This is a genomic window from Paracoccus sp. TOH (assembly GCF_030388245.1).
GTDB lineage: Bacteria > Pseudomonadota > Alphaproteobacteria > Rhodobacterales > Rhodobacteraceae > Paracoccus > Paracoccus simplex.
Genome location: NZ_CP098362.1, coordinates 379517 through 403121, shown reverse-complemented (window position 1 = coordinate 403121; position 23605 = coordinate 379517). Strand labels below are relative to the sequence as shown.

Genomic DNA, 23605 nt, shown 5'->3' with positions numbered 1-23605 from the left:
TCAGCCCTCGGGCGCGACGGTCAGCGTCACCCGGTCGCCCGCGAACCAGGTGGTGCCGAACTCGACCGGCCGCCCCTCGGCATCGACATTGATCGCCACCGAGCGCAACACCGGCGCGCCCTGCGGCAGTTCCAGCATCAGCGCCATGGTGGCCGGCGCGATCTTCGCCGTCAGCCGGGTCGAGGCCCGCGTATAGTCGCAAAGCCCGCATTCCGCCAGCGCGCGCGTGACCGAGGGATGCGCCTCGAGCTGCGCCAGCAGCCCGGGAAAGCGCCCGGCATCGAAGACCGAACGGAACACCGCCAGCGGCTGGCCGTCCACCAGCGACACGCCCTCGATGACATGCACGGGGGCGCCGGCGGCAAGCGCCAGCGCCTCGGCCTCTTTCGCATCGGCGCCGCGGGTGTCCAGCAGCGTCAGCCGGCGCGAGGCCGCCCGCCCGGAAGCCGCGACGTTCTGGTGGAAACGGACCCGCCGCCCCAGCGGATAATCGGTCGGCACCAAGGCGACGAACACGCCGGCGCCGCGCCGGCTGCGCACCGTCCCCGCCTCGGCCAGCGCGGCCAGGGCATGGCGCACCGTGTGGCGGTTGACGCCAAACCGGACGGCCAGCTCGGCTTCCGACGGCAGTTTGTCGCCGGGGCGGTAATGCCCGTCGGCGATCTCGGCCGCCAGCGTGGCGGCGATGGATTTCCAGATCGGCTGCTTGGTCGTCATCGAAAATTCACAACTCGGGGCTTGAGCCGGGGGCGCCGGCGGGTTATCACTTGTCTAGTTGTATAGGAAACTAGACAAGCTGGCAAGATGTCGAGGCACGCAATGTCGCAGATCGAAGAAACCGCCCTCCGCCGCGACTGGATGTCGCTTCTTGCCAAGGCGCCGGCCGCCCGGCTTGCCGCCCTGGCCCCCGACCTGCCGGCCCATGAGCTGCTGCGCGCGCCCGAGATCGGCGCCGTCATGCTGGAGGGACGGGTCGGCGGCACCGGCAACCGCTTCAACCTGGGCGAGATGACGGTGACGCGCTGCTCGGTCCGGCTGGGCGATGCGGTGGGCCATGCCTGGGTGCAGGGCCGCGACCGCGACCATGCCCGTCGCGCCGCGGTACTGGACGCGCTGATGCAGGGCGAGCAGGCCGCCCGGATCGAGGCTCAGGTCATGGCCCCGCTGCGCGCCGAAGCGCAGGCCCGCCGCGGCACCCGCGCCGAAAAGGCCGCGGCCACCCGGGTCGAATTCTTCACCATGCTGCGCGGAGAGGACCAATGAACGCCCCGCTGACCACGCCGCTTGCCGGCGGCTTCGCCGATCCCGCCCGCGATGCCGCCCATGCCTTCCGCGCCGTGCTGGACGCGATGGCCCGCCCCGGACGCATCCATGCCGTGACCGGCGCCGCCGCGCCCGGCCTGTCGGCGGCGGCGGCCACGGTGCTGCTGACGCTGACCGATGCCACGACGCCCCTGCACCTGGCCGGCGCCCTCGACAACGACGCGTTGCGGCGCTGGATCGCCTTTCACACCGGCGCGCCGCAGGCCGCCGCGGCGGATGCCGGTTTCGCGCTCGGCCGCTGGCCCGATCTGCAGCCGGTGACGCGCTTCCGCATCGGCGAGCCCGCCTTTCCCGACCGCTCGGCCACGCTGATCGTCGAGGTCGAGCGGCTGGAGGTCGACGGTGCGCGGCTGACCGGCCCCGGCATCCGCGACGCCGCCCGGCTGTCGCTGCCGGAAACCGCCGCCTTCCGGGCGAACCGGGCGCTGTTTCCGCTGGGCTTCGACACCATCCTGACCTGCGGCGACCGGCTGGCCGCCCTGCCCCGCAGCACCATCGTGGAGGATTGCTGATGTATGTCGCCGTCAAGGGTGGCGAACGCGCCATCGACGCCGCCCACGCCTGGCTGGCCGAGGAGCGCCGCGGCGATCCCGCCATCCCCGAACTGACCGTCGCCCAGATCCGCGAACAGATGGCGCTGGCGGTGAACCGGGTGATGGCCGAGGGCTCGCTCTACGATCCCGACCTGGCAGCGCTGGCGATCAAGCAGGCCCGCGGCGACCTGATCGAGGCGGTGTTCCTGATCCGCGCCTATCGCACGACGCTGCCGCGCTTCGGCGCGTCGCAGCCGGTGGACACGGCGGCGATGGCGGTGGACCGCCGCGTCTCGGCGACCTTCAAGGATCTGCCCGGCGGGCAGGTGCTGGGGCCGACCTTCGACTATACCCACCGGCTGCTGGATTTCGCCCTGATGGCCGAGAGCGAGGTGCCGCCCGCCCCGACCGCCGCGGCGGCGGCCGAGCCGGTGCCGCATGTCACCGGGCTTCTGGACCGCGACGGGCTGATCGAGGCCGAGCCGCCCGGCGACGACGCGCCCGCCGACCTGACCCGGACGCCGCTGGAACTGCCGGCCGACCGGGCGCTGCGCCTGCAGGCGCTGACCCGCGGGGACGAGGGCTTCGTGCTGTCCCTGGCCTATTCCACGCAGCGCGGCTATGGCCGCACCCATGCCTTCGTGGGCGAGCTGCGCATCGGCCGCGTCGCGGTCGAGGTCGATCTGCCCGAGCTGGGCTTCGCCGTCGAGATCGGCGAGGTCGAGCTGACCGAATGCGAGACGGTGAACCAGTTCAAGGGCTCGAAGACCGAGCCGCCGCAATTCACCCGCGGCTATGGTCTGGTCATGGGCCAGTCGGAACGCAAGGCCATCTCGATGAGCCTGGTGGACCGCGCTCTGCGCTGGCAGGAACTGGGCGAGGATTTCACCGGCGCCCCGGCGCAGGACCAGGAATTCGTGCTGTCGCATTGCGACAACGTGCAGGCAACCGGCTTCCTGGAACATATCAAGCTGCCGCATTACGTCGATTTCCAGTCCGAGCTGGAACTGGTGCGCCGCCTGCGCGCCGAGGCCACGGCCCTGCACGAGGCCGCCGAATGAGCGCCCCTCGCACCCGTCACGCGCCGCGCCGCCGCACGACCGGGCGGCGCGCCCCGGAAACCACCCTGACCGAAAGGGGGCCGCTGTGAGCGATTACAACTTCGCCTATCTGGACGAACAGACCAAGCGCATGATCCGCCGCGCGCTGCTGAAGGCGCTGGCCATCCCCGGCTATCAGGTGCCCTTCGCCAGCCGCGAGATGCCGATGCCTTACGGCTGGGGCACCGGCGGCGTGCAGGTGACCGCGGCCTGCCTGACGCCCGAGGACCGGCTGAAGGTCATCGACCAGGGCGCCGACGACACCACCAACGCCGTCTCGATCCGCCGCTTCTTCCAGCGCACCGCCGGGGTCGAGGTCACCGAGCGCACCGCCGAGGCCACGCTGATCCAGACCCGCCACCGCATCCCCGAACAGCCGCTGACCGAGGCGCAGATCCTGGTCTACCAGGTGCCGATCCCCGAACCGCTGCGCTTCCTGGAGCCGCGCGAGACCGAGACCCGCAAGATGCACGAGCTTGAGGAATACGGGCTGATGCACGTCAAACTTTACGAAGACATCGCCCGCCATGGCGAGATCGCCACCAGCTACGCCTATCCGGTGAAGGTCGAGGGGCGCTATGTCATGGACCCTTCGCCGATCCCGAAATTCGACAATCCCAAGCTGGCGGACAATCCGGCGATCCAGTTGTTCGGCGCCGGCCGCGAAAGCCGCATCTATGCCGTACCGCCCTATAGCCAGGTGGTCAGCCTGGATTTCGAGGATCATCCCTTCATGGCCTCCAAGGCCGATCACGACTGCGACCTGTGCGGGGCCTCCGGCAGCTATCTGGACGAGGTGATCACCGACGACCGCGGCAGCCGGATGTTCGTCTGCTCGGACACGGATTTCTGCAATTCGCGGCAGGAGGACGGCCATCGTGGTCGGCTGTCCGCGCAGGAGGTGGCGTGATGGATGGCGCGAACCTGACCATGCCGCTTCTGTCGGTGCAGGGGCTGACGAAACGCTACGGCCCGCGCATCGGCTGCGCCGAGGTCGCATTCGAGCTGTGGCCGGGCGAGGTGCTGGGCATCGTCGGCGAAAGCGGCTCGGGCAAATCGACGCTGCTGTCCTGCCTGGCGGGCATGCAGCGGCCCGACGAGGGCGCGATCCTGTGGGAAGGTCGCGACGTGCTGGGCTTTTCCGAGGCCGAGCGCCGCCGCTTGCTGCGCGGCGACTGGGCCTATGTCCACCAGAACCCGCGCGACGGGCTGCGCATGGGCGTCAGTGCCGGCGGCAATGTCGGCGAACGCCTGATGGCCGTGGGTCAGCGCCATTACGGCGCCATCCGCGACACGGCGACCGACTGGCTGGGCCGGGTCGAGATCGCCGCCGAACGCATCGACGACCGGCCCTCGGCCTTTTCCGGCGGGATGCAGCAACGGCTGCAGATCGCCCGCAACCTGGTCACCGGCCCGCGGCTGGTCTTCATGGACGAGCCGACCGGCGGGCTGGATGTCAGCGTGCAGGCGCGGCTGCTGGACCTGTTGCGCGGACTGGTGCGCGATCTTGGCCTGTCGGTGGTGATCGTCACCCATGACCTGGCGGTGGTGCGGCTGCTGGCCGACCGGCTGATGGTGATGAAATCGGGCCGCGTCGTGGAAACCGGGCTGACCGACCAGGTGCTGGACGATCCGCAGCACGCCTATACCCAGCTTCTCGTATCCTCTGTCCTGCAGGTGTAATCCCATGATCCGCATCGAGAATCTGTCCAAGACCTTTACCCTGCACAATCAGGCCGGCGCCGTCCTGCGGTTGATGGAAGGCGCGAACCTGACCGTGGAGGCCGGCGAATGCGTCGGGCTGACCGGGCAGTCGGGGGCCGGGAAATCCACGCTGATGCGGATGATCCATGGCAATTACCTGGCCGCCTCGGGCTCGATCCGGGTGGCGGGGCTGGATGTGGTCACGGCCCAGCCGCGCCAGATCATCGCCCTGCGCCGCGACCGGCTGGGCTATGTCAGCCAGTTCCTGCGCGTCGTCCCCCGCGTGCCCACCATCGAGGTCGTGGCCGAACCGCTGCGCCGGCTCGGCACCCCCGAGGCCGAGGCCCGCGCCCGCGCCGCCGCGCTGCTGGCGCGGCTGAACATCCCGGAACGGCTGTGGGGCCTGTCGCCCACCACCTTCTCGGGCGGCGAACAACAGCGGGTGAACATCGCCCGCGGCTTTGCCCATCCCTTTCCGGTGCTGCTGCTGGACGAACCCACCGCCAGCCTGGATGCCGCCAACCGCGAGGTGGTCCTGTCGCTGATCGAGGAGGCCAAGGCCCGCGGCGCCGCCATCCTGGGCATCTTCCATGACGAGGCGGCGCGGGTCCGGGTCTGCGACCGGCTGGTCGATGTCACCGGCTTCACGCCCGGGGCCGCGGCATGACCCGGCTGGTCGCCGTCGTCGGCCCCTCGGGCGCCGGCAAGGACACGCTGATGGCGATGGCCTGTGCCGCCCAGCCCGACCGGATTCGCGCCACCCGCCGGGTCATCACCCGCCCCGCCGATGCCGGCGGCGAGGATTTCGACGGCGTGACCCCGGCCGAATTCGCCCGCCGCCAGGCTGCCGGCGAATTCGCCCTGCACTGGCACGCGCATGGGCTGGATTACGGCATCCCGGCCGGCGAACTCGCCGGGCCGGGCACGGTGCTGTTCAATGCCAGCCGCGCCATCCTGGCCGAGGCCGCCGCGCGCCTGCCCGGCCTGACCGTTCTGCTGGTCACCGCCCCTGCACCGGTTCTGGCAGCCCGGCTGGCCGAGCGCGGCCGCGAGGACGCCGCGGACCGCGAGCGGCGTCTGGTCCGGGCCGGTTTCGCCCTGCCCGAGGGCATCGCCCATCAAACCGTGATCAACGACGCCAGCGCCGAAATCGGGCTGGCGCGGTTCCTGGCGGCGCTTCAGCCCGCCACGTCCCTGCCGGCAAGGTCGTAGCGATGCAGCAGCCGGAACCCCCCATCCTTTGGCTCGCCGAACAGGCACAGCGCGTCGATGACGAAGGGGCGCGGCAGCACCGGCGCGAAATGCGCCGCCAGCGCCGCCTGCGCCCGCCCAGCCATCCCGACCGGCAGCCGGTCGGTCAGGGTCAGGTGAAAGCGGAACTCCTCCATCACATGGGGATAGCCCCAGCGCTCCAGCAATGCGCGCTGGGGCGGCGTCAGCCGCTCGGGCCGGCGGCGGGCGATCTCGGCCTCGATCAGCGGCGCGCGCAGCGGGTCCAGATCGCGCACCACCGTCGCCGCCAGGCGCTGCAAGGGCGTCGTGTCCCCCTCGGGCACAAGCGCCAGGAAGCCGTCCAGGGACGCAAGCCGCAGGCCGGGCAGCAGGACCGGCGCCAGCCGGGCGGCAAGCCCCTTCATCGCGGCGTCCAGATCGCCGGGCGTCGCGCCGGGCGCCAGCCGGAAGGGCGGCTTGACGGTGCCGTGAAAGCCGTAGCGGCGCGGTTCCGCGGTAATCTCGGCCACGGGCAAGTCCAGATCGGGCGGCGCGCAGGCCTGGCCGCTGACGGCATCCCAGCCCAGCCAGCGGGCCGCAAGATCGGCGAATGCGCCGGGCGGCGGCGCGTAATAGACGGCGAAGCGTTTCATATCCAACATCGCGCCTCTTTAGAGCCGGACTGTCACACTCCTGTGACAGCCCGGTGGCAATCAGCCCGCCCACGGACCGGACAGAAAGACAGGATCGACCGATGACCCAGACCATACTCGCCAACGCCACGCTGATCCTGCCCGACCAGGTCCTCCGCGGCCGGATCCATCTGGCGGACGGCCGCATCGCCGAGATCGCCGAGGACGCCTCGCTTCCCGCCGGGGCCATCGACTGCGGGGGCGATCTGGTCCTGCCGGGTCTGGTCGAGCTGCATACTGACAATCTGGAGCGGCACCTGCAGCCGCGCCCCAAGGTCGAATGGCCGCATCAGGCCGCCATCGTCGCCCATGATGCCGAGCTGGCCTCGACCGGGATCACCACGGTGTTTGACGCGCTGCGCGTGGGTTCGGTCTTCACCAGCCCGAATGTCGGCTATGGCGAATATGCCCGGGCGCTGGCGACCGAGGTCTTGCAGCTGCGGGCGCAGGGCGCGCTGCGCATCAGCCATTTCCTGCACCTGCGGGCCGAGATCTGCTCGGAAACCCTGGTCGAGGAGATGGCGAAATTCGGCCCCGAGGATCGCGTCGGCATCGTCAGCCTGATGGATCACACGCCGGGCCAGCGCCAGTTCCGCGACATCGGCAAGCTGCGCGACTACGTGATGGGCAAGCGCGGCCTGTCGGATGCGGAATTCGACGCCCATGTCGAAAGCCAGCAGGCGCTGCGCGACCGGCTGGGCGCCCTGCACGAGGCGACCGCCGTGGCCGAGGCGCGCCGCTATGGCGCGGTGCTGGCCAGCCATGACGATACCACCGCCGGGCAGGTGGCGGTCTCGGCCCGGCACGGTGCCCGTCTGGCCGAGTTCCCGACCACCTCCGAAGCCGCCCAGGCCTGCCGCGACCAGGGCATTGCCGTGATGATGGGCGCGCCGAACCTGATCCGCGGCGGCTCGCATTCCGGCAATGTCGCCGCGCATGTCCTGGCCGAGGCCGGGTTGCTGGACATCCTGTCCTCGGATTACGTGCCCTCGTCGCTGCTGACGGCGGCGCTGATGCTGGGCGACCTGTGGGACGACATGCCGCGCGGCGTGGCGACCGTCACCTCGGCCCCGGCGACGGCGGCGGGGCTGACCGACCGCGGCGCGCTGCGGCCCGGGGCCCGGGCCGACGTCATCCGGGTGGCGCGGCTGGGCAATGCCAGCGCGGTGCGCGGCGTCTGGGTGCAGGGCAACCGCATCGCCTGAGCGCGGCGGCCTTCCGCCGCGTCGCCACCGCGGCGGAAGGCGGCCCGCGCATATTTGATTTTCAAACGCTGCCTTGCGGCCTTATCTCGAAAGGATGATGGAAAAGGTGCGCATCGCTCGACGTCCGATCCTGGCAGGCGCCGCCGCGCTGCTGCTGCTGACGAACCTGCCCCGGCCGGCGAAGGCCGAGGTCACGGGCGGGACGGCCTTGCACCGGGCGGCCGGCCGCAACGATGCCGCCGGGATCGCCCGGCTGCTGGCGGCAGGTGCGCCGATCGAGGCGCGCGACGCCAGCGGCGCGACGCCGCTGCTCTCTGCGACCCATGCCAATGCCGTCGATGCGGCCCGCGCGCTGATCGCGGCGGGCGCGGACGTGAATGCCCGGGACCGGATCGCCGACAGCCCCTATCTCTATGCCGGGGCGCGCGGGCATCTGGAGATCCTGAAGCTGACGCTGCAGCATGGCGCCGACCTGCGCAGTCTCAACCGTTTCGGCGGCACCGCCCTGATCCCAGCGGCGGAGCGCGGCCATGTCGAGACGGTGCGGACGCTGATCGAGGCCGGCGTCGCCGTCGATCACGTCAACGACCTGGGCTGGACGGCACTTCTGGAGGCAATCATTCTGGGCGACGGTGGTTTCCGGCACCGGCAGATCGTCGAACTGCTGATCCGGGCCGGGGCGAATGTCAATCTGGCCGATGGCGAGGGCGTGACGCCCCTTCACCATGCGCGCCGGGCCGGCTATCGCGACATCCAGCGCATCCTCACCGCCGCCGGCGCCCGATGAAGAAGGAGACTTCGATGCATGATGCAACACATTACCTGCGCCAGGCAATCGCGTTGGCAAAAGCCAATATCGCCGAAGGCGGCCGGCCTTTCGGCGCGGTGGTGGTCAGCGGCGGCGCGGTGATCGCCACCGCCGTGAACGAGATGCATCTGAGCCATGACGCGACCGACCATGCCGAGCTGCTGGCCCTGCGCGCCGCCGCCCGCGCCGCGGGGCCCGAGGCGCTGCAGGGCAGCGCGGTCTATGCCAGCGGCCATCCCTGCCCGATGTGCCTGGCGGCCATGCGGCTGGCCGGGGTCGCGACGGTGGCCTATGCCTATTCCAACGAGGATGGCGCCCCCTTCACCCTGTCCACGGCCGAGATCTATGCCGATCTGCGCCGGCCCTTCGCCGAGCAGTCGATGACGATCAGCCATGTGCCGGTCAAGCCGGACTCGGGCCGCAGCCTGTACGAGGAATGGGCCCAGGCACGCGACGCCCGGACCTGATCAAAGACCGCCTGATCCGGGTGCCGGTTGCGGCTTGTCCACGGCCAAGCGCTGGATTCTTCTGCACTTTCGGGACGGGTCGGCGAAATCCCGCAACCTGGCGGACGGACAGGATCGCACGGGTTGATTCTCGCTGTGGTTGTCGGACATGGTGCGCCATCTCCTGTGGTGGGGGTAGGGGCGGCCCAGCCTGCCGCCCCGCTCCGCCGCCGGTTCAGCCGCCGGTTCAGCCGGCAAGGCCAAGCCCGATCCCGCCCGCCGCCGCCAGCAGCACCGCCAGCCAGGGCGGCGCCTTCCATGCGACCAGCGCCACGAAACACAGCAGCGCCAGGCAGAAGTCCCGCATGTCGCCCACCGCGCCGGTGAAGACCGGCGAATAAAGCGCGGCGCCCAGGATGCCGACCACCGCCGCATTGGCGCCGCGCATCAGCGATTGCACCGCGGCCATCGCCCGGAAGCGGTCCCAGAAGGGCAGGACCGCGATCAGGATCAGGAAACCGGGCAGGAACACCGCGACCAGGGCGATGGCGCCCCCGGCCAGGCCGTTCGGACCGGTCTCGGGCACCGCGCCCAGATAGGCGGCGAAGGTGAAAAGCGGCCCCGGCACCGCCTGCGCCGCGCCATAGCCGGCCAGAAAGGCATCCGCCGAAACCCGTCCGGCGGCGGCCACCTCGGCCTGCAGCAGCGGCAGAACGACATGGCCGCCGCCGAAGACCAGCGCCCCGGCGCGATAGAAGCCGTCGAACACCGCCAAGATGCCGGAAGCGCCGGCGACCAGCGGCAGCACAAGCAGTAGCGCCGCGAAGGCGGCCAGCCCGGCCGCGGCCGCGCCATAGCCGACCGGCATCGGCACATGCCCGCCCGCCGGCGGCGCCGCGCCGCGGCACAGCGCCAGCCCGGCCAGGGCGCCAAGCGCGATGGCGCCGACCATGCCGAAACTGCCGGGAAGAAAGGCCAGCACGGCGACGGCGCCTACCGCGATACCGGCCCGGGCCGGGTCCGGGCAGAGCGTCCGGGCCATGCCCCAGACCGCCTGCGCCACGATGGCGACCGCGACGAGCTTCAGCCCGTGCAGCGCCCCCTCGGCCACCGGACCCGAGAGCGAGGCGGCGGTCATGGCGAAAACCACCATGATCAGGGCAGAGGGCAGCGTGAAGCCGGCAAAGGCGGCCAGCGCCCCAAGCCAGCCGGCCCGCATCAGCCCCAGCGCGAAGCCCGCCTGGCTGGAGGCCGGGCCGGGCAGGAACTGGCACAGCGCCACCAGATCGGCATAGGCGGGATCGGAGAGCCATTTCCGCCGGATCACCAGCTCGTCGCGGAAGAACCCCAGATGCGCGATGGGCCCGCCGAACGAGGTCAGGCCCAGTTTCAGAAAGGCGGCGAAGACCTCGCCGGGGGTGCCCTGCCCCTGCCTCGCCATGGCTCTCTCCATTCGTCCTGCCCCCGCATCGCACCGTCCCGTTCTTGGCGGCCAGCATACGCGAACCGCGCGCGGGCTCCAGAGCGCAGGCGGCGAGGCGGCGAGGCGAGAAGGCGCCCGCCCGGATGGGCGGGCGCCGTCGTCATTTCGACACCGCTCCGGCCAGTTGCGGGTCGCAGTCCAGATCCTCGTCGTCATCGGCGGGATCGTCGCGGAACGGGCGGTCGGGGCGGATCAGCAGCGCGCAGGCCGCGCCCACCAGCAGCAGGACCAGCGAGGCCGCGAAGGGCAGATCCCAGCGCCCGGTCAGGTCGATGATCAGCCCGAAGACGATGGGCGAGATCATCCCGGCCAGCCCGAAGCCGAAGTTCATGAAGCCGCTGGCGGTGCCGGAATATTGCGGCGCGATGTCCATCGGCGTGGCCCAGATCGGCGCCACGATCAGCTCGGCAAAGAAGAAGGCCGCGCTGAGGCTGATCGCCACCGTCACCAGATCGGTCGAGAACATCACCGGCAGCATGCAGGCGAAGGCGCCCAGGAAGCCCAGGATGATGACGCTGATCCGTGCCAGCGCCACATTGCCGGTGCGGCGCAGGATGCCGTCGCTGAGCCAGCCGCCCGCCAGGTCGCCCACCACCCCGGCCAGGAAGACGCCGGCCGCGAAGATGGCGGATTTCTTCAGGTCCAGCTCATGCTGGTGCAGGAAATAGGACGGGATCCAGTTCAGGAACAGCCACAGCGTCCAGCCATAGCAGAAATCGGTGATCGTCACCGGCAGCATGCGCCGCAGAAGCCGGCCCCAGGGCAGGGTCTTGCGCTCGCCCACGATCCGCTGGTCGGGCAGGGTCTCCAGTTCCTCGGGGGTGATGCCCTTGTGATCGCGGGGATCGTCGCGGAAATACCACCACCACAGCGCCACCCACAGGAAGCTGATCACGCCGACGATGATGAAGGCATGCCGCCAGGACAGCGCGATGACCAGAAAGGCGATCAGCGGCGGGGTCAGCGCGTTGCCGAAGCGGGCGAAGGCATGGGTGATGCCCTGCGCGAAGCCGCGCTTCTCGGCCGGCATCCAGTTCGACAGCGCCCGGGTGGCGGTCGGAAAGGCCGAGCCCTCGCCCATGCCCAGAAGCACGCGCGCGATGATCAGCGAGACCGCGCCCTCGACGAAGCCGATCATCACCGTCGCGGCCGACCAGACGGTGCCGCAGATGATCAGCGTCTTGTGCGGCCCCAGCCGGTCGCCCAGGCGGCCGCCGAGGATCTGGAACAGCGCATAGGGATAGGCGAAAGCGGAAAACGCCAGCCCCAGCTCGAAATTCGTCAGGCCCAGTTCGGCCTGCATGGCGGGGGCGGCGGTGCTGATGTTCACCCGGTCGATATAGGTGACCAGATACATCAGGCAGATGACGAACAGAACGCGGTCCGTCGTCCTGAATCGGGTAAGCCTTAGCATGTCTCCTCCCTGGATTATGCTGGATGTGTTGGCACGTCCGTTTGCGGCCCGTCGCGCGGTCCCCTGTTGAAGCCCCGCCCTCCTCCGACGGGTCTTCGGGCTTTTGACGCCGGGCCGGGTTCTTGGGAAATGGAGCCTCCTTCCTGCCGCTTGGGCGCTATTGCGTCAGTTGCGCCAGCTTCAGGCGCTGGATCTTGCCCGAGGGGCCCTTGGGCAGCTCGGCCATCAGGTGAATCACTTCGGGCGACTTGAACTTCCCCAGCCGCTCCTCGCAGATCGAGATCAGCTCGGGCGGCTGCAGCGCCGAGCCGGGGCGCAGGGTGACGGCCGCCTCGACCCGCTCGCCGTAGCGGGCGCATTTGCGGGCGAACGCCGCGGCCTCGATCACGTCGGGATGGGTGTAAAGCGCCTCGTCGATCTCGCGCGGGGCGATGTTCTCGCCGCCCTTGATGATCAGCTCCTTCAGGCGGCCGGTGACGAAGACATAACCCTCGTCGTCCATGCGGCCCAGGTCGCCGGTGCGCAGCCAGCCGTCCGCGGTCAGCGCCGCGGCAGTCGCGGCCGGGTCGCCCAGATAGCCGCGCATGACATTGGCGCCGTACACGGCGATCTCGCCCTCGGCTCCGGGCGGCAGCGGGCGCAGCTCGGGCGACAGGATCGCCACCTGGTTGCCCACCGCCCGGCCGGGCGAGCCGATCTTGCGCGGACCCGGCGGCAGCGGGTTCGACAGGATCTGCGCCGCCGTCTCGGTCAGGCCCATGGTCTCGACGATGGGAATGCCGAAGCGGCGCTCGAAGCCCGTCTGCACCTCGGGCGCCAGCGCCGCCGAGGCCGAGCGGCCGAAGCGCAGCCGCGCCCGGGCCTCGGGCGACGGGTCGCCCTCGCCATGCAGCAAATGCGAGATGATCGTCGGCACGACCGAGAACCAGCTGGCCCCGTGCCGCTCGCAACTGCTCCAGAACTGGCTGGCCGAGAAGCGCTCGCAGACCACCACCGAGCCGCCCGACAGCAGCGGCGCCAGGATGGTCACGCAAAGCCCGTTGATGTGATAGATCGGCAGCACGCAGATCGCCCGGTCCTCGGGGCACAGCTCATGCGCCAGCGCGGTGGTCCAGCCGCCGGCCAGCAGGCTGGCATGGCTGTGCAACACGCCCTTGGGCCGGCCGGTGGTGCCCGAGGTATACATCAGCAGCGCGTCGTGCCCGGCGCCATGCGGATGCGGCACCGCCGGTTCGCAGCCGGCGGGCCAGCGGAAGCCGTCCCCGGCTTCGATGACCATGGGTTCGGCGGGATGGGCGGCCAGCGCGCTGTCGAGCAGACCGCGCTGGCCGGGATCCAGCAGCAGCGCCCGGGCGCCGGAATGCGACAGCGCATAGCCGACGGCCTCGGCCCCGGCGACCAGGTTGATCATCGTGGCGCGAAAGCCGCCGTAAAGCGTGCCGAACAGGCCCAGCACCGCATTGCGGCCATTGGGCATCATCAGCGCCACGCTGTCGCCGCAGGACAGGCCCAGCCCGGCCAGGTGCCCGGCGATGCGGGCGGCCTCGCCCTGCAACTCGCGCCAGGTCAGCGCGCCGCCGTCGCCGGGGAAGATGTGGCTGATGGTATCGCCCCGCTCGGCGGCGCGGATGTCGAGCCAGTCGCGGACGGTGCCTTGCGGCGGGTGGTGCGGGTCCAGCCTCATTGCCCGACCTCCTGCCAGTAGTCGCCGAAGATCTCGTCCAGCGCCGGCTCGCGCGCCGGGATCGGGCGCACGACACGGGTGCGCTGCATGAAATGCCGCCAGTTCAGGTTGGCGTCGATGGAATTGCCGCCCCAGCTGCCACAGCCCATCGACAGCGAGAAGGGCAGGCCGTTGTCGAAGGCGCCGCCGGTGGCAAAGCAATGCGCCTGGTTGACGATGACCCGGCAGACCGGCAACGCGCGCCCCAGCGCCAGCGGGCGATCCGCGTCCCGCGAATGCAGCCCGACCGAATGGCCCGCGCCCTGATGCAGCAGGATGCGCCGCGCCAGTTCCGCCGCATGGCCGAAATCGCGGGCGCGGTAGAGCGCGGCGATGCGGCTGAGCTTTTCGCCCGACAGCGGATGGTCGGGGCCGATGCCCTCGGTCTCGACCGCGATCAGCCGGGTGCCGGGCGGCACCTTGCCGGCCAGCCCCAGCTTGTCGATCATCACCTCGGCATCCTGGGCGATGATCTCGCGGTTCATGTGCCCGTCCTGCCAGAGCCGGGCGATGATGCCCGGCGCCTCGGACGGCGGCAGCACCGCGCCGCCCTCGGCCGCCAGCGCGGCCAGGAAGGCGTCATAGACCGCATCGACCACGATCAGCGCGTTTTCCGACGAGCAGGAGGTGGCGTTGTCGAAGGTCTTCGAAGCGGCGATCTTGCCGGCCGCCGCCGCCAGGTCGGCGGTCTCGTCCACGATCACCGCGACATTGCCGGCGCCGACGCCGATGGCGGGGGTGCCGCTTTCATAGGCGCGGCGCACGTTGTCCTGGCTGCCGGTCACCACCACCAGGTCGGCGGTCTCCAGCAGGCGCTGGGTCTTGGCCTTGCTGCCCTGGCCGGGCAGCATCTGCACCAGGTCGCGATCCTGGCCGATGCGGTCGAATTCGGCATGGATGAAGCCCAGCAGCATCTCGCAACAGGCCACGCCCTTGGGCGAGGGCGACAGCAGGATGGCATTGCCGCATTTCAGCGCGTTGATGATGTTGTTCGCGGGCGTCGCCGCCGGGTTGGTCGAGGGCACCACCGCGCCGATCACGCCGATGGGCCGGGCGATCTCGGTGATGCCGGTCTCGGGGTCGTCGGACAGGATGCCATGCGTGGTCACGCCGCGGATGTCGCGCAAGAGGCCCAGGGTCTTGCGGTGGTTCTTGACGATCTTGTCGGCGACATTGCCAAGCCCGGTGCTGCGGACCGCCAGCTCGGCCAGTTGCCGGTTGCGCTCGGGCTGCATGATGGCCCAGCCGGCGGCAAGGGCTGCGCGGTCATAGCGGCGCTGGCTGCCCCCCGCCTCGTATCCGGCCTGCGCGCCGCGCGCCCGCGCCATCGCCGCGTCGACCGAGAGAATGTCATTCGAGATGTTCATACCTGTACTTGCTCCGGTTCCCGGCAGGCTGCCGCCGGGAAGGTGAATGGATCAGCGGCCCGGGAAGCCGGGTCTCACCATGTCTGCAATGTTGGTCTGGCACGGCCTCCTCTTGCCGTGATCTTCGACCTTAGGCGATGAAAACAGTCTTGCAAATGTTTTCATGAACTCTCATGATTGATTAGATTATATCTGGAAAGTCCGATGATTAAGCCCGATATTGTTTTCGTTGCCAAGCTTGCAGGCGTTTCACCGGCCACGGTGTCGCGGGTGATGAATCACCCCGACCTGGTGCATCCGGCGACCCGCAAGAAGGTCGAACTGGCGGTCGAGAAATCCGGCTATATCCGCAACCGCGCCGCGCAGGCCATGCATGGCAAGCGCAGCGCCACCATCGGGCTGGTGGTGCCGACCGTCGCCAACACCATCTTCGCCGAGGTGGTGCAGGCCTTCAACGACACGGTCAGCGCGCAGGGCTTCACCCTGCTGCTGGCCTCGCATGGCTACGACCTGGACGGCGAATACCGGCTGGTCCGCAAGCTCTTGGAGCATCGCGTCGATGCGCTGGCGGTGGTCGGGCTGGACCACAGCGCCGGCACCTTCCGGCTGATCGCGGAACAGCGCGTGCCGCTGCTGGCGCTGTGGAACTACCTGGCGGATTCGACGCTGCCCTGCATCGGCGTCGACAACCGCGAGGCGGGGCGGCTGGCAGCCGAGCATCTGGTGGCCCTGGGGCATCGCCGCATCGGCATGGTCTTTCCCGTCACCTTCGACAATGACCGGGCGCGGGACCGCAAGGCGGCGGCGACGGCGGTGTTCCGCGCCGCCGGGATCGCCTTGCAGGACCGCTGGCAGGTCGAGGTGCCCTACAGCATCGCCCAGGCCAAGGCCGCCTGCCTGGAGCTGCTGGCCGGCGAGGACCGGCCGAGCGCCCTGCTTTGCGCCAATGACGTGATCGCGCAGGGGGCGATCTATGCCGCGGCGCGGCTGGGGATCGCGATTCCCGCCAACCTGTCGGTGATCGGCATCGGCGATTTCGCCGGCTCGGCGCAGATGGAGCCGGCGCTGACCACGGTGCGGATCCCGGCGCGACAGATCGGCATCTCGGCCGGGCAGGCCATCGTTGCGGCGATCGGGCAGCCGGATGCCGATTTCATGATCCGCAGCCGCGTCGAACTGGAACTGATCATGCGCACCAGCACCGGCATCGCCGCCGAAATGATCCGGCGCTGACGCGCCAGAGGCGGGGCCGGGTCACATCAGCTCTGTCAGTTCCTCGGCCGCCGCGCGCAGGTCGGGCAGGTGCTTCAACCCCTCGGCCAGGGTCAGCCGCTGCACCGGGGCGTGGAAGGACACCGTGGCGACCAGTTGCCCCGAACGATCCAGGACCGGCACGGCCAGGGCGATCATGCCGGGCACGAATTCCTCGGAATCGGAGGAATAGCCCTGCTCGCGGATCTGGTGCAGCGCCTCGCGCAACCGTTCGGGATCGGTGAGCGTCTGCGCCGTATAGGCCCGCAGCTCGGCGCGTTTCAGATAGCGTTCCAGCTTGCCGTCGTTGATCTGCGACAGGCACAGCTTGCCCGCCGCCGTGGCGTGCAGCGGCACGCGCGAGCCGACGTGAAGCTGGATGCGCAGCGGCCAATGCGTCTCGACCCGGTCGATGTAGAGCATCGCATCGCCGTCGGGGATCGACAGGTTGCAGGTCTCGCCCAGGCGCTGGTTCAGCCGAATCAACACGTCGCGCTGCGGCAGGTTCTGGTGCCAGAAACGGACGATGCCCTGCATCATCTGCCGCAGCTTCGGTCCCGGCTGATAGCTGCGCCCGTCGATGTCGCGGGTCAGGAAGCCCTCGGCCTCGAGATTGCCGACCAGCCGGTGGATGGTCGGCACCGGCAGGTTCAGCGAGGCGTTGATCTCGGTCGCGGTCAGGGGCCGGCCCTCGCTGGCAAGAACCTCGAGAATCTGCAGATTCCGAAAGCTCGGCGGCAAGGAAGACTTGTCCTGAATACTCGTCATGATCGGCAGTTTCCGTCGTTTCTCGGCCCAACTCTACATGGTTGCCGGTGCCGCTCCAACCACCAGGAGCAAAACATGCTTTTATAAAAATGAGAGCACAACTACCAAAAATGCTTTGACATGACTCGGCCGCCTGAGGCAACGTCGGCTCGCCGGCAAAAGGAGGATTTGCCGGGGAACAGCTGAACAATCGAACAACGTCGCAGCATCAGGGAGGATGTCATGGCGGTCATAACCGCTGGCGCCAACGCATTTGGCGACCGGGAGCACGATGTCAAAAAGGTCGTCTTCGCAAGCCTCGTGGGATCGACCATCGAATGGTACGATTTCTTTCTTTACGGCGTCGTCGCCGGTATCGTCTTCAACAAGCTGTATTTTCCGGCGGACGACCCGACGATCTCGGTGCTGCTCGCCTATGCGACCTTCGCCGTCGGTTTCGTCGCCCGGCCGCTCGGCGGTCTGATCTTCGGCCATTTCGGCGACCGCATCGGCCGCAAGACCATGCTGGTCATCACCCTGCTGCTGATGGGCGGCGCAACCGTGCTGATCGGCCTTTTGCCGACCTATGACCAGATCGGCATCCTGGCGCCGATCCTGCTTTTGGTGCTGCGGGTGGCGCAGGGCATCGGCATCGGCGGCGAATGGGGCGGGGCCGTGCTGATGGCCTATGAATTCGCGCCCGAGAACAAGCGCGGCTTCTACGCCTCGATCCCGCAGATCGGCCTGTCGCTGGGGCTGTTCATGGCCTCGGGCGTGATGGCGCTGCTGACCATGATGCCGGACGAGGCGTTCATGGCCTGGGGCTGGCGCGCGGCCTTCGTCGCCTCGATCATCCTGGTCGTGCTGGGCACCTGGATCCGCAGCAACATCGGCGAAAGCCCGGAGTTCAAGAAGGCCAAAGAGGAATCGCGGGCCCGCGACCAGGGCCTGCCCTTCGTCGACATGCTCAAGCGCTATCCGGGCAATGTCATGCTGGGCATGGGCGCGCGCTATATCGACGGCGTGTTCTTCAACGTCTTCGCGGTGTTCTCGATCCTCTACCTGACGAAATACGTCGGGCTGGAGCGGACCTTCGCGCTGTGGACGGTCTGCGGCGCGGCCGTCGTCATGGTGGTCTGCATCCCGTTCTTCGGCCGGCTGTCGGACCGGGTGGGGCGGCCGCGCACCTATGCCATCGGCTCGCTGCTGCTGGCGCTGAGCGTCTTCCCGGCCTTCGCGCTGATGTCCACCGGCGATCCGCTGCTGGTGATCCTGGGCATCGCGCTGCCTTTCGGCATCGTCTACCCGATGTGCTACGGCCCCGAGGCGGCGCTGTTCGCCGACCTTTTCGACCCCAGCGTGCGCTATACCGGCGTGTCCTTCGTCTATCAGTTCTCGGGCATCTTCGCCTCGGGGATCACGCCGATGATCGCGACGGCGCTGATGGCCGCGAACGACAACGACCCGTTCTGGCTTTGCGCCTATGTGGTCTTCGCCGCGCTGATCTCGTTCGTCTGCGCCGTGCTGATCGGCCGCCGCGAGCGTCGCTGAGCCTTGCCGGGCGGCAGCCCCGCCCGGCCCACCCTTTCCGAACCATGGGCGCAAGCCCGCAAAGGATGCCAACATGAGCCAAGCATCAGACCTCGCGGATTACGTCATCGTCGGCGCCGGATCGGCCGGCTGCGTGGTCGCGAACCGGCTTTCCGCCGATCCCGCGATCCGCGTCACCCTGCTGGAAGCCGGCAACCGCGACTCGAGCCCCTGGATCCATATCCCGGTCGGTTATTTCCGCACCATGCACAATCCGGACTTCGACTGGTGCTACGAGACCGAGCCTGATCCCGGCCTGAACGGCCGCGCGCTGCACTGGCCGCGCGGCAAGGTGCTGGGCGGTTCCTCGTCGCTGAACGGACTGCTCTACGTGCGCGGCCAGCGCGAGGATTACGACCGCTGGACACAGATGGGCAACGAGGGCTGGTCCTGGCGCGAGGTCGGGCCGATCTTCGAGGAACTCGAGACCTTCCAGCGCGGCGAGGGCGAGGGGCGCGGCACGCATGGCCCCCTGCAGGTCTCGGACCCGCGCCTGCGCCGCCGGATCTGCGAATTGTGGATCGAGGCCGCCAAGGCCAACGGCATCCCCTACAATCCCGATTACAACGGCCCGGTGCAGGACGGCGTCGGCCATTTCCAGCTGACGGTGAACAAGGGCCGGCGCTGTTCCGCGGCGGTGGCCTTCCTGAAGCCGATCCGCCACCGGCAGAACCTGCAGGTGGTCACCAACGCCCAGGTGCACCGCGTGGTGATCGAGGACGGCCGCGCCACCGGGGTCGAGATCCGGCGCCCCGACGGCAGCCGGCAGGTGATCCGCGCCGCGCGCGAGGTGATCCTTTGCGCCGGCGCCATCGGATCGCCGCAGATCCTGATGCTTTCGGGCGTGGGCGACGCCGGGCACCTGCGCAGCCACGGCATCGCGGTCGCCCATGACGCGCCCGAGGTCGGCCACAACCTGCAAGACCATCTGCAGGCCCGGCTGGTGTTCAAATGCCGCGAGGCGACGCTGAACGACGAGGTGCGCAGTCTGGTCAACAAGGCGCGGATCGGGCTGGAATACGCGCTGTTCCGCAGCGGGCCGATGACCATGGCGGCCAGCCTGGTCTTCGGCTTCCTGCGCAGCCGGCCGGGGCTGGCGACGCCCGACATCCAGTTCCACATCCAGCCCTGGTCCGCCGACAGCCCCGGCGAGGGGGTGCATCCCTTCTCGGCCTTCACGCAATCGGTCTGCCAGTTGCGGCCGGAAAGCCGCGGCACCATCACGCTGCGCTCGGCCGATCCGCGGGTCGCACCGCTGATCGAGCCGAACTACCTTGCCACCCAGACCGACCGCGACACGCTGGTCGCCGGCGTCGAGATCGCCCGCCGGCTGGCGCGCACCGAACCGCTAAAATCCGCCATCTCCGAGGAGTTCCGCCCGACCGCCGATGTGCAGGGCCATGACGAGGTGCTGGCCTGGGCGCGGATGAACTCGACCACGATCTACCACCCGACCGGCACCTGCCGCATGGGCGCGGACGAGCGCGCCGTGGTGGACCCGCGGCTGCGGGTGCGCGGCATCCGCGGCCTGCGGGTGGCCGATTGCTCGATCATGCCCGAGATCGTCTCGGGCAACACCAATGCGCCCGCGATGATGATCGGCGCCAAGCTGGCGCGCATGGTCCTTGAGGACCGTCGCGCCGAAGCCGGCCCGGGACCCCGCGCCGGTATCGACAAAGCTGCCTGAAGGACGAGGAAACAGCCATGAGAATGACCACCGAGGAAGCCTTTGTTAAGGTTTTGCAACTGCACGGTATCGAGCATGCTTTCGGGATCATCGGTTCTGCGATGATGCCGGTTTCGGATCTGTTCCCGAAGGCGGGGATCACGTTCTGGGACTGCGCGCATGAGACGAATGCCGGGCTTATGGCGGACGGGTTCACGCGCTCGACCGGCAAGATGTCGATGGCGATCGCGCAGAACGGCCCCGGGGTGACCGGGTTCGTGACGCCGGTGAAGACCGCCTACTGGAACCACACGCCGCTGCTGCTGGTGACGCCGCAGGCGGCGAACCGCACCATCGGCCAGGGCGGCTTCCAGGAGATGGAGCAGATGCGGCTGTTCGCCGATTGCGTCTGCTACCAGGAGGAGGTGCGCGACGCCTCGCGCATCCCCGAGGTCCTGAACCGGGTGATCATGCAGGCCTGGCGCAACTCGGCCCCGGCGCAGATCAACATCCCGCGCGACTTCTGGACCCAGGTGATCGACGTCGAGCTGCCGCAGGTGGTGGCCTTCGAGCGGCCCTCGGGCGGCGAGGATGCGGTGGCCGAGGCGGCGCGGCTGCTGTCGGAGGCGCAGTTCCCGGTGATCCTGTCGGGCGCCGGGGTGGTGCTGTCGGGCGCGATCCCGGAACTGGCCAAGCTGGCCGAGCGGCTGGATGCGCCGGTGGCCTCGAACTACCAGCACAACGACAGCTTCCCGGGCAGCCATCCGCTGGCGGTGGGGCCCCTGGGCTACAACGGCTCGAAGGCGGCGATGGAGCTGATCGCCAAGGCCGATGTGGTGCTGGCGCTGGGGACGCGGCTGAACCCGTTCTCGACCCTGCCGGGCTACGGCATCGACTACTGGCCGAAGCAGGCCAAGATCATCCAGGTCGACATCAACGCCGACCGCATCGGCCTGACCAAGAAGGTCACGGTGGGCATCCAGGGCGACGCGGCCAAGGTGGCGCGCGGCATCCTGGCGCAGCTCGCCGCCACGGCGGGCGATGCCGGCCGGGCCGAGCGCCGCGACCTGGTGGCGCAGACCAAGTCCCGCTGGGCGCAGGAGCTGTCGAGCCTCGACCACGAGGATGACGATCCCGGCACCGAATGGAACCAGCAGGCGCGGGTCCGCGACGCCGGTCTGATGTCGCCGCGCCAGGCCTGGCGGGCGATCATGCAGGCGGTGCCGAAAGAGGCCATCGTCAGCTCGGACATCGGCAACAACTGCGCCATCGGCAACGCCTATCCGAGCTTCGAGGCGGGGCGGAAATACCTGGCGCCGGGCCTGTTCGGCCCCTGCGGCTACGGCTTCCCGGCGATCCTGGGCGCCAAGGTCGGCAATCCGGACGTGCCGGTGATCGGCTTTGCCGGCGACGGCGCCTTCGGCATCTCGATGAACGAGATGACCGCCTGCGGGCGCGAGGACTGGCCGGCGATCACCATGGTGATCTTCCGCAACTACCAGTGGGGCGCGGAAAAGCGCAACACGACGCTGTGGTATGCCAACAACTTCGTCGGCACCGAGCTAGACCGCGACACCTCCTATGCCGGCATCGCCCGGGCCTGCGGCTTGAACGGCGTGCAGGTGAAGTCGCAGGAGGAGCTGACGGCGGCGCTGCACGAGCCGGTCGAGCGGCAGATGCAGAAGCGCGAGACCACCTTCATCGAGGTGCTCTTGAACCAGGAGCTGGGCGAGCCCTTCCGCCGCGACGCGATGAAGAAGCCGGTGGTGGTGGCGGGGATCGACCCGGCCGACATGCGTCCGCAAAAGGGCGCCGCCTGACGGAAGCGGCGGGCCGACCGCAGCCCGGCCCGCCGCCTTCGGATAATACGCCGAGGGGAACAAAACCCCTCGGCAATCCGAAACGGCCCGCCCTTGACCGCGTGCTTTTCGATGCCGCGCAGGCTATCGTTCAACCCGGACCCTCGCGGCGCGAGCGGTCCCGCAACCAGAAGCAGCCGGCAGCGTCCCGACACCCGGCGCCTGCCCAGCCACGGAGAAAGAACCATGTCCGAACAATCTGGAAACACCGAACCGGTCCGCGACGCGGGTGCCATCGACGGGTCGCGGCGCGGCTTTCTCAGGACCACCGGCCTGACGGCGCTGGGGACAATACTGGGCATGGCCGTGCCGTTCGAACGCAATCTGCCCGCGGGCTTCGTGCCGGCGGCGTTGGCCCAGGACACCGGGCTCGACCTGATGGCAGGCAAGCAGGGGCTGGTGGTGCTGGGCGACCGGCCGCTGAATGCCGAAACCCCGGCGCATCTGCTGGACGACGACATCACCCCCTATGAACGGCTGTTCGTGCGCATGAACGGCCTGGTTCCGCAAACGGCGCTGGACCAGGACGCCGAGGGCTGGACGCTGACCGTGGACGGCGAGGTCGAGACCCCGCTGACCCTGACCATCGACGAGTTGAAATCCCGCTTCGAGACCGTCACCCGGCGGCTGGTGATCGAATGCGGCGGCAACGGCCGGGCCTTCTTCCAGCCCGGCACCTCGGGCAACCAGTGGACCGTCGGCGCGGTCGGCTGTCCGGAATGGACCGGCGTGCGGCTGGCCGAGGTGTTGAAGGCGGCGGGCGTCAAGGACAGCGCCGTCTATACCGGGCATTACAGCAACGACGTGCATCTGAGCGGCGACGAGGAGAAAGAGGTGATCTCGCGCGGGGTGCCGATCGAAAAGGCGCTGGAGGAGGATGCGATCATCGCTTGGGCGATGAACGGGGAACCTCTGTCCGCGCTGCACGGTTTCCCGCTGCGGCTGATCGTGCCGGGCTATCCGGCCTCGGCCTCGCAGAAATACCTCAACCGCATCTGGATCCGCGACAAGGAGCATGACGGTGCCAAGATGACCGGCGATTCCTATCGCATCCCGGCCTATCCGGTCGCGCCCGGCACCGAGGTGCCCGAGGAGGACATGGTGGTGCTGACCGAGATGCCGGTGAAATCCATCGTCACCTTCCCCGAAACCGGCACCGAGGTGAAGGCCGGCGAGGCGATCGAGGTCCGCGGCCATGCCTGGTGCGGCAAGGGCGACGTGGCTGCGGTGCATGTCTCGCTGGATTTCGGCCAGACCTGGCAGGAGGCCGCGCTGGAACCGGCGCCGAACCGCTTCGCCTGGCAGCGCTGGCGCGCGAACCTGACCCTGCCGCAGCATGGCTATTACGAGGTCTGGGCGCGGGCCACCGACCAGGACGGCATCGGCCAGCCACCGCTGTCGCCGGTCTGGAACCCGCGCGGCTATGGCAACAACATCCAGCACCGCATCGCGCTGGTCGCGGTCGCCTGAGCCGGGGAGGAC

General features: G+C 69.3%; 22 protein-coding genes. 15 read left to right on the top strand and 7 right to left on the bottom strand.

The features are described from left to right. On the bottom strand, positions 1–717 hold the full coding sequence (gene phnF / locus NBE95_RS18965; RefSeq protein WP_289896018.1) for a phosphonate metabolism transcriptional regulator PhnF: 717 nt from the start codon (positions 715–717) through the stop codon (positions 1–3). An 87-nt stretch (positions 718–804) separates the two neighbouring features. On the opposite strand from phnF, the gene phnG reads away from it, so the two are divergent. From phnG to phnN, 7 genes are all read left to right on the top strand, one after another. Next, positions 805–1263 (top strand): phosphonate C-P lyase system protein PhnG, encoded by a 459-nt coding sequence (gene phnG, locus NBE95_RS18960; protein WP_289896017.1) that lies wholly within the window; start codon positions 805–807, stop codon positions 1261–1263. Then, positions 1260–1835 carry a phosphonate C-P lyase system protein PhnH gene (gene phnH / locus NBE95_RS18955; RefSeq protein ID WP_289896016.1) on the top strand — a complete coding sequence of 192 codons (576 nt, stop codon included), beginning with the start codon at positions 1260–1262 and terminating at the stop codon, positions 1833–1835. The genes phnG and phnH overlap by 4 nt, the downstream gene beginning before the upstream one ends. After that, entirely contained in the window at positions 1835–2917 is a 1083-nt protein-coding gene (locus tag NBE95_RS18950) for a carbon-phosphorus lyase complex subunit PhnI (protein WP_289896015.1), read from the top strand. Before phnH ends, NBE95_RS18950 begins: the two co-directional genes overlap by 1 nt. An 85-nt stretch (positions 2918–3002) precedes the next feature. Next, positions 3003–3866 carry an alpha-D-ribose 1-methylphosphonate 5-phosphate C-P-lyase PhnJ gene (locus NBE95_RS18945; protein WP_289896014.1) on the top strand — a complete coding sequence of 288 codons (864 nt, stop codon included), beginning with the start codon at positions 3003–3005 and terminating at the stop codon, positions 3864–3866. Beyond that, positions 3866–4639, top strand: coding sequence for a phosphonate C-P lyase system protein PhnK (phnK, locus tag NBE95_RS18940; protein ID WP_289896013.1), 774 nt, complete (start codon positions 3866–3868; stop codon positions 4637–4639). The genes NBE95_RS18945 and phnK overlap by 1 nt, the downstream gene beginning before the upstream one ends. 4 nt (positions 4640–4643) lie before the next feature. Further along, positions 4644–5327, top strand: coding sequence for a phosphonate C-P lyase system protein PhnL (phnL, locus tag NBE95_RS18935; RefSeq protein ID WP_289896012.1), 684 nt, complete (start codon positions 4644–4646; stop codon positions 5325–5327). After that, positions 5324–5872, top strand: a complete 549-nt coding sequence (gene phnN / locus NBE95_RS18930) for a phosphonate metabolism protein/1,5-bisphosphokinase (PRPP-forming) PhnN (protein ID WP_289896011.1) — start codon at positions 5324–5326, stop codon at positions 5870–5872. The genes phnL and phnN overlap by 4 nt, the downstream gene beginning before the upstream one ends. On the opposite strand, the gene NBE95_RS18925 is transcribed toward phnN, so the two are convergent. Beyond that, entirely contained in the window at positions 5839–6534 is a 696-nt protein-coding gene (locus NBE95_RS18925) for a DUF1045 domain-containing protein (RefSeq protein WP_289896010.1), read from the bottom strand. The two genes, phnN and NBE95_RS18925, sit on opposite strands and share 34 nt — an antisense overlap. Positions 6535–6626: 92 nt before the next feature. Here NBE95_RS18925 and NBE95_RS18920 point away from each other — a divergent pair, with 92 nt between their 5' ends. From NBE95_RS18920 to NBE95_RS18910, 3 genes are all read left to right on the top strand, one after another. Beyond that, positions 6627–7769 (top strand): alpha-D-ribose 1-methylphosphonate 5-triphosphate diphosphatase, encoded by a 1143-nt coding sequence (locus NBE95_RS18920; protein ID WP_289896009.1) that lies wholly within the window; start codon positions 6627–6629, stop codon positions 7767–7769. A 97-nt stretch (positions 7770–7866) separates the two neighbouring features. After that, on the top strand, positions 7867–8556 hold the full coding sequence (locus NBE95_RS18915) for an ankyrin repeat domain-containing protein (RefSeq protein ID WP_289896008.1): 690 nt from the start codon (positions 7867–7869) through the stop codon (positions 8554–8556). Positions 8557–8570: 14 nt separating this feature from the next. Next, positions 8571–9044 carry a nucleoside deaminase gene (locus NBE95_RS18910; RefSeq protein ID WP_289896007.1) on the top strand — a complete coding sequence of 158 codons (474 nt, stop codon included), beginning with the start codon at positions 8571–8573 and terminating at the stop codon, positions 9042–9044. A 226-nt stretch (positions 9045–9270) separates the two neighbouring features. Here NBE95_RS18910 and chrA read toward each other — a convergent pair whose 3' ends face one another. From chrA to NBE95_RS18890, 4 genes are all read right to left on the bottom strand, one after another. Further along, on the bottom strand, positions 9271–10476 hold the full coding sequence (gene chrA / locus NBE95_RS18905; RefSeq protein ID WP_289896006.1) for a chromate efflux transporter: 1206 nt from the start codon (positions 10474–10476) through the stop codon (positions 9271–9273). Between the two features lie 130 nt (positions 10477–10606). Beyond that, positions 10607–11920 (bottom strand): MFS transporter, encoded by a 1314-nt coding sequence (locus NBE95_RS18900; protein ID WP_289896005.1) that lies wholly within the window; start codon positions 11918–11920, stop codon positions 10607–10609. 157 nt (positions 11921–12077) lie between these two features. Beyond that, entirely contained in the window at positions 12078–13604 is a 1527-nt protein-coding gene (locus tag NBE95_RS18895; RefSeq protein ID WP_289896004.1) for an AMP-binding protein, read from the bottom strand. Beyond that, entirely contained in the window at positions 13601–15010 is a 1410-nt protein-coding gene (locus NBE95_RS18890) for an aldehyde dehydrogenase family protein (protein ID WP_289896003.1), read from the bottom strand. The genes NBE95_RS18895 and NBE95_RS18890 overlap by 4 nt, the downstream gene beginning before the upstream one ends. Before the next feature lie 270 nt (positions 15011–15280). On the opposite strand from NBE95_RS18890, the gene NBE95_RS18885 reads away from it, so the two are divergent. Further along, positions 15281–16243 (top strand): substrate-binding domain-containing protein, encoded by a 963-nt coding sequence (locus tag NBE95_RS18885; RefSeq protein ID WP_289896531.1) that lies wholly within the window; start codon positions 15281–15283, stop codon positions 16241–16243. Positions 16244–16264: 21 nt separating this feature from the next. Here NBE95_RS18885 and NBE95_RS18880 read toward each other — a convergent pair whose 3' ends face one another. Beyond that, positions 16265–17029 carry an IclR family transcriptional regulator gene (locus NBE95_RS18880; protein ID WP_289896002.1) on the bottom strand — a complete coding sequence of 255 codons (765 nt, stop codon included), beginning with the start codon at positions 17027–17029 and terminating at the stop codon, positions 16265–16267. Positions 17030–17251: 222 nt separating this feature from the next. On the opposite strand from NBE95_RS18880, the gene NBE95_RS18875 reads away from it, so the two are divergent. The 4 genes from NBE95_RS18875 to NBE95_RS18860 all read left to right on the top strand — a co-directional run bounded on the left by NBE95_RS18875 (position 17252) and on the right by NBE95_RS18860 (position 23593). Beyond that, complete coding sequence (locus NBE95_RS18875; RefSeq protein WP_289896001.1) at positions 17252–18559, top strand: MFS transporter; 1308 nt, start codon at positions 17252–17254, stop codon at positions 18557–18559. 73 nt (positions 18560–18632) lie between these two features. Next, positions 18633–20285 carry a GMC family oxidoreductase N-terminal domain-containing protein gene (locus NBE95_RS18870; RefSeq protein WP_289896000.1) on the top strand — a complete coding sequence of 551 codons (1653 nt, stop codon included), beginning with the start codon at positions 18633–18635 and terminating at the stop codon, positions 20283–20285. Between the two features lie 17 nt (positions 20286–20302). Then, a complete protein-coding gene (gene xsc, locus NBE95_RS18865; protein ID WP_289895999.1) occupies positions 20303–22084 on the top strand; it encodes a sulfoacetaldehyde acetyltransferase in 1782 nt (593 codons plus the stop codon). A gap of 225 nt (positions 22085–22309) precedes the next feature. Then, complete coding sequence (locus NBE95_RS18860; protein WP_289895998.1) at positions 22310–23593, top strand: sulfite oxidase; 1284 nt, start codon at positions 22310–22312, stop codon at positions 23591–23593. Positions 23594–23605: the final 12 nt, after the last annotated feature.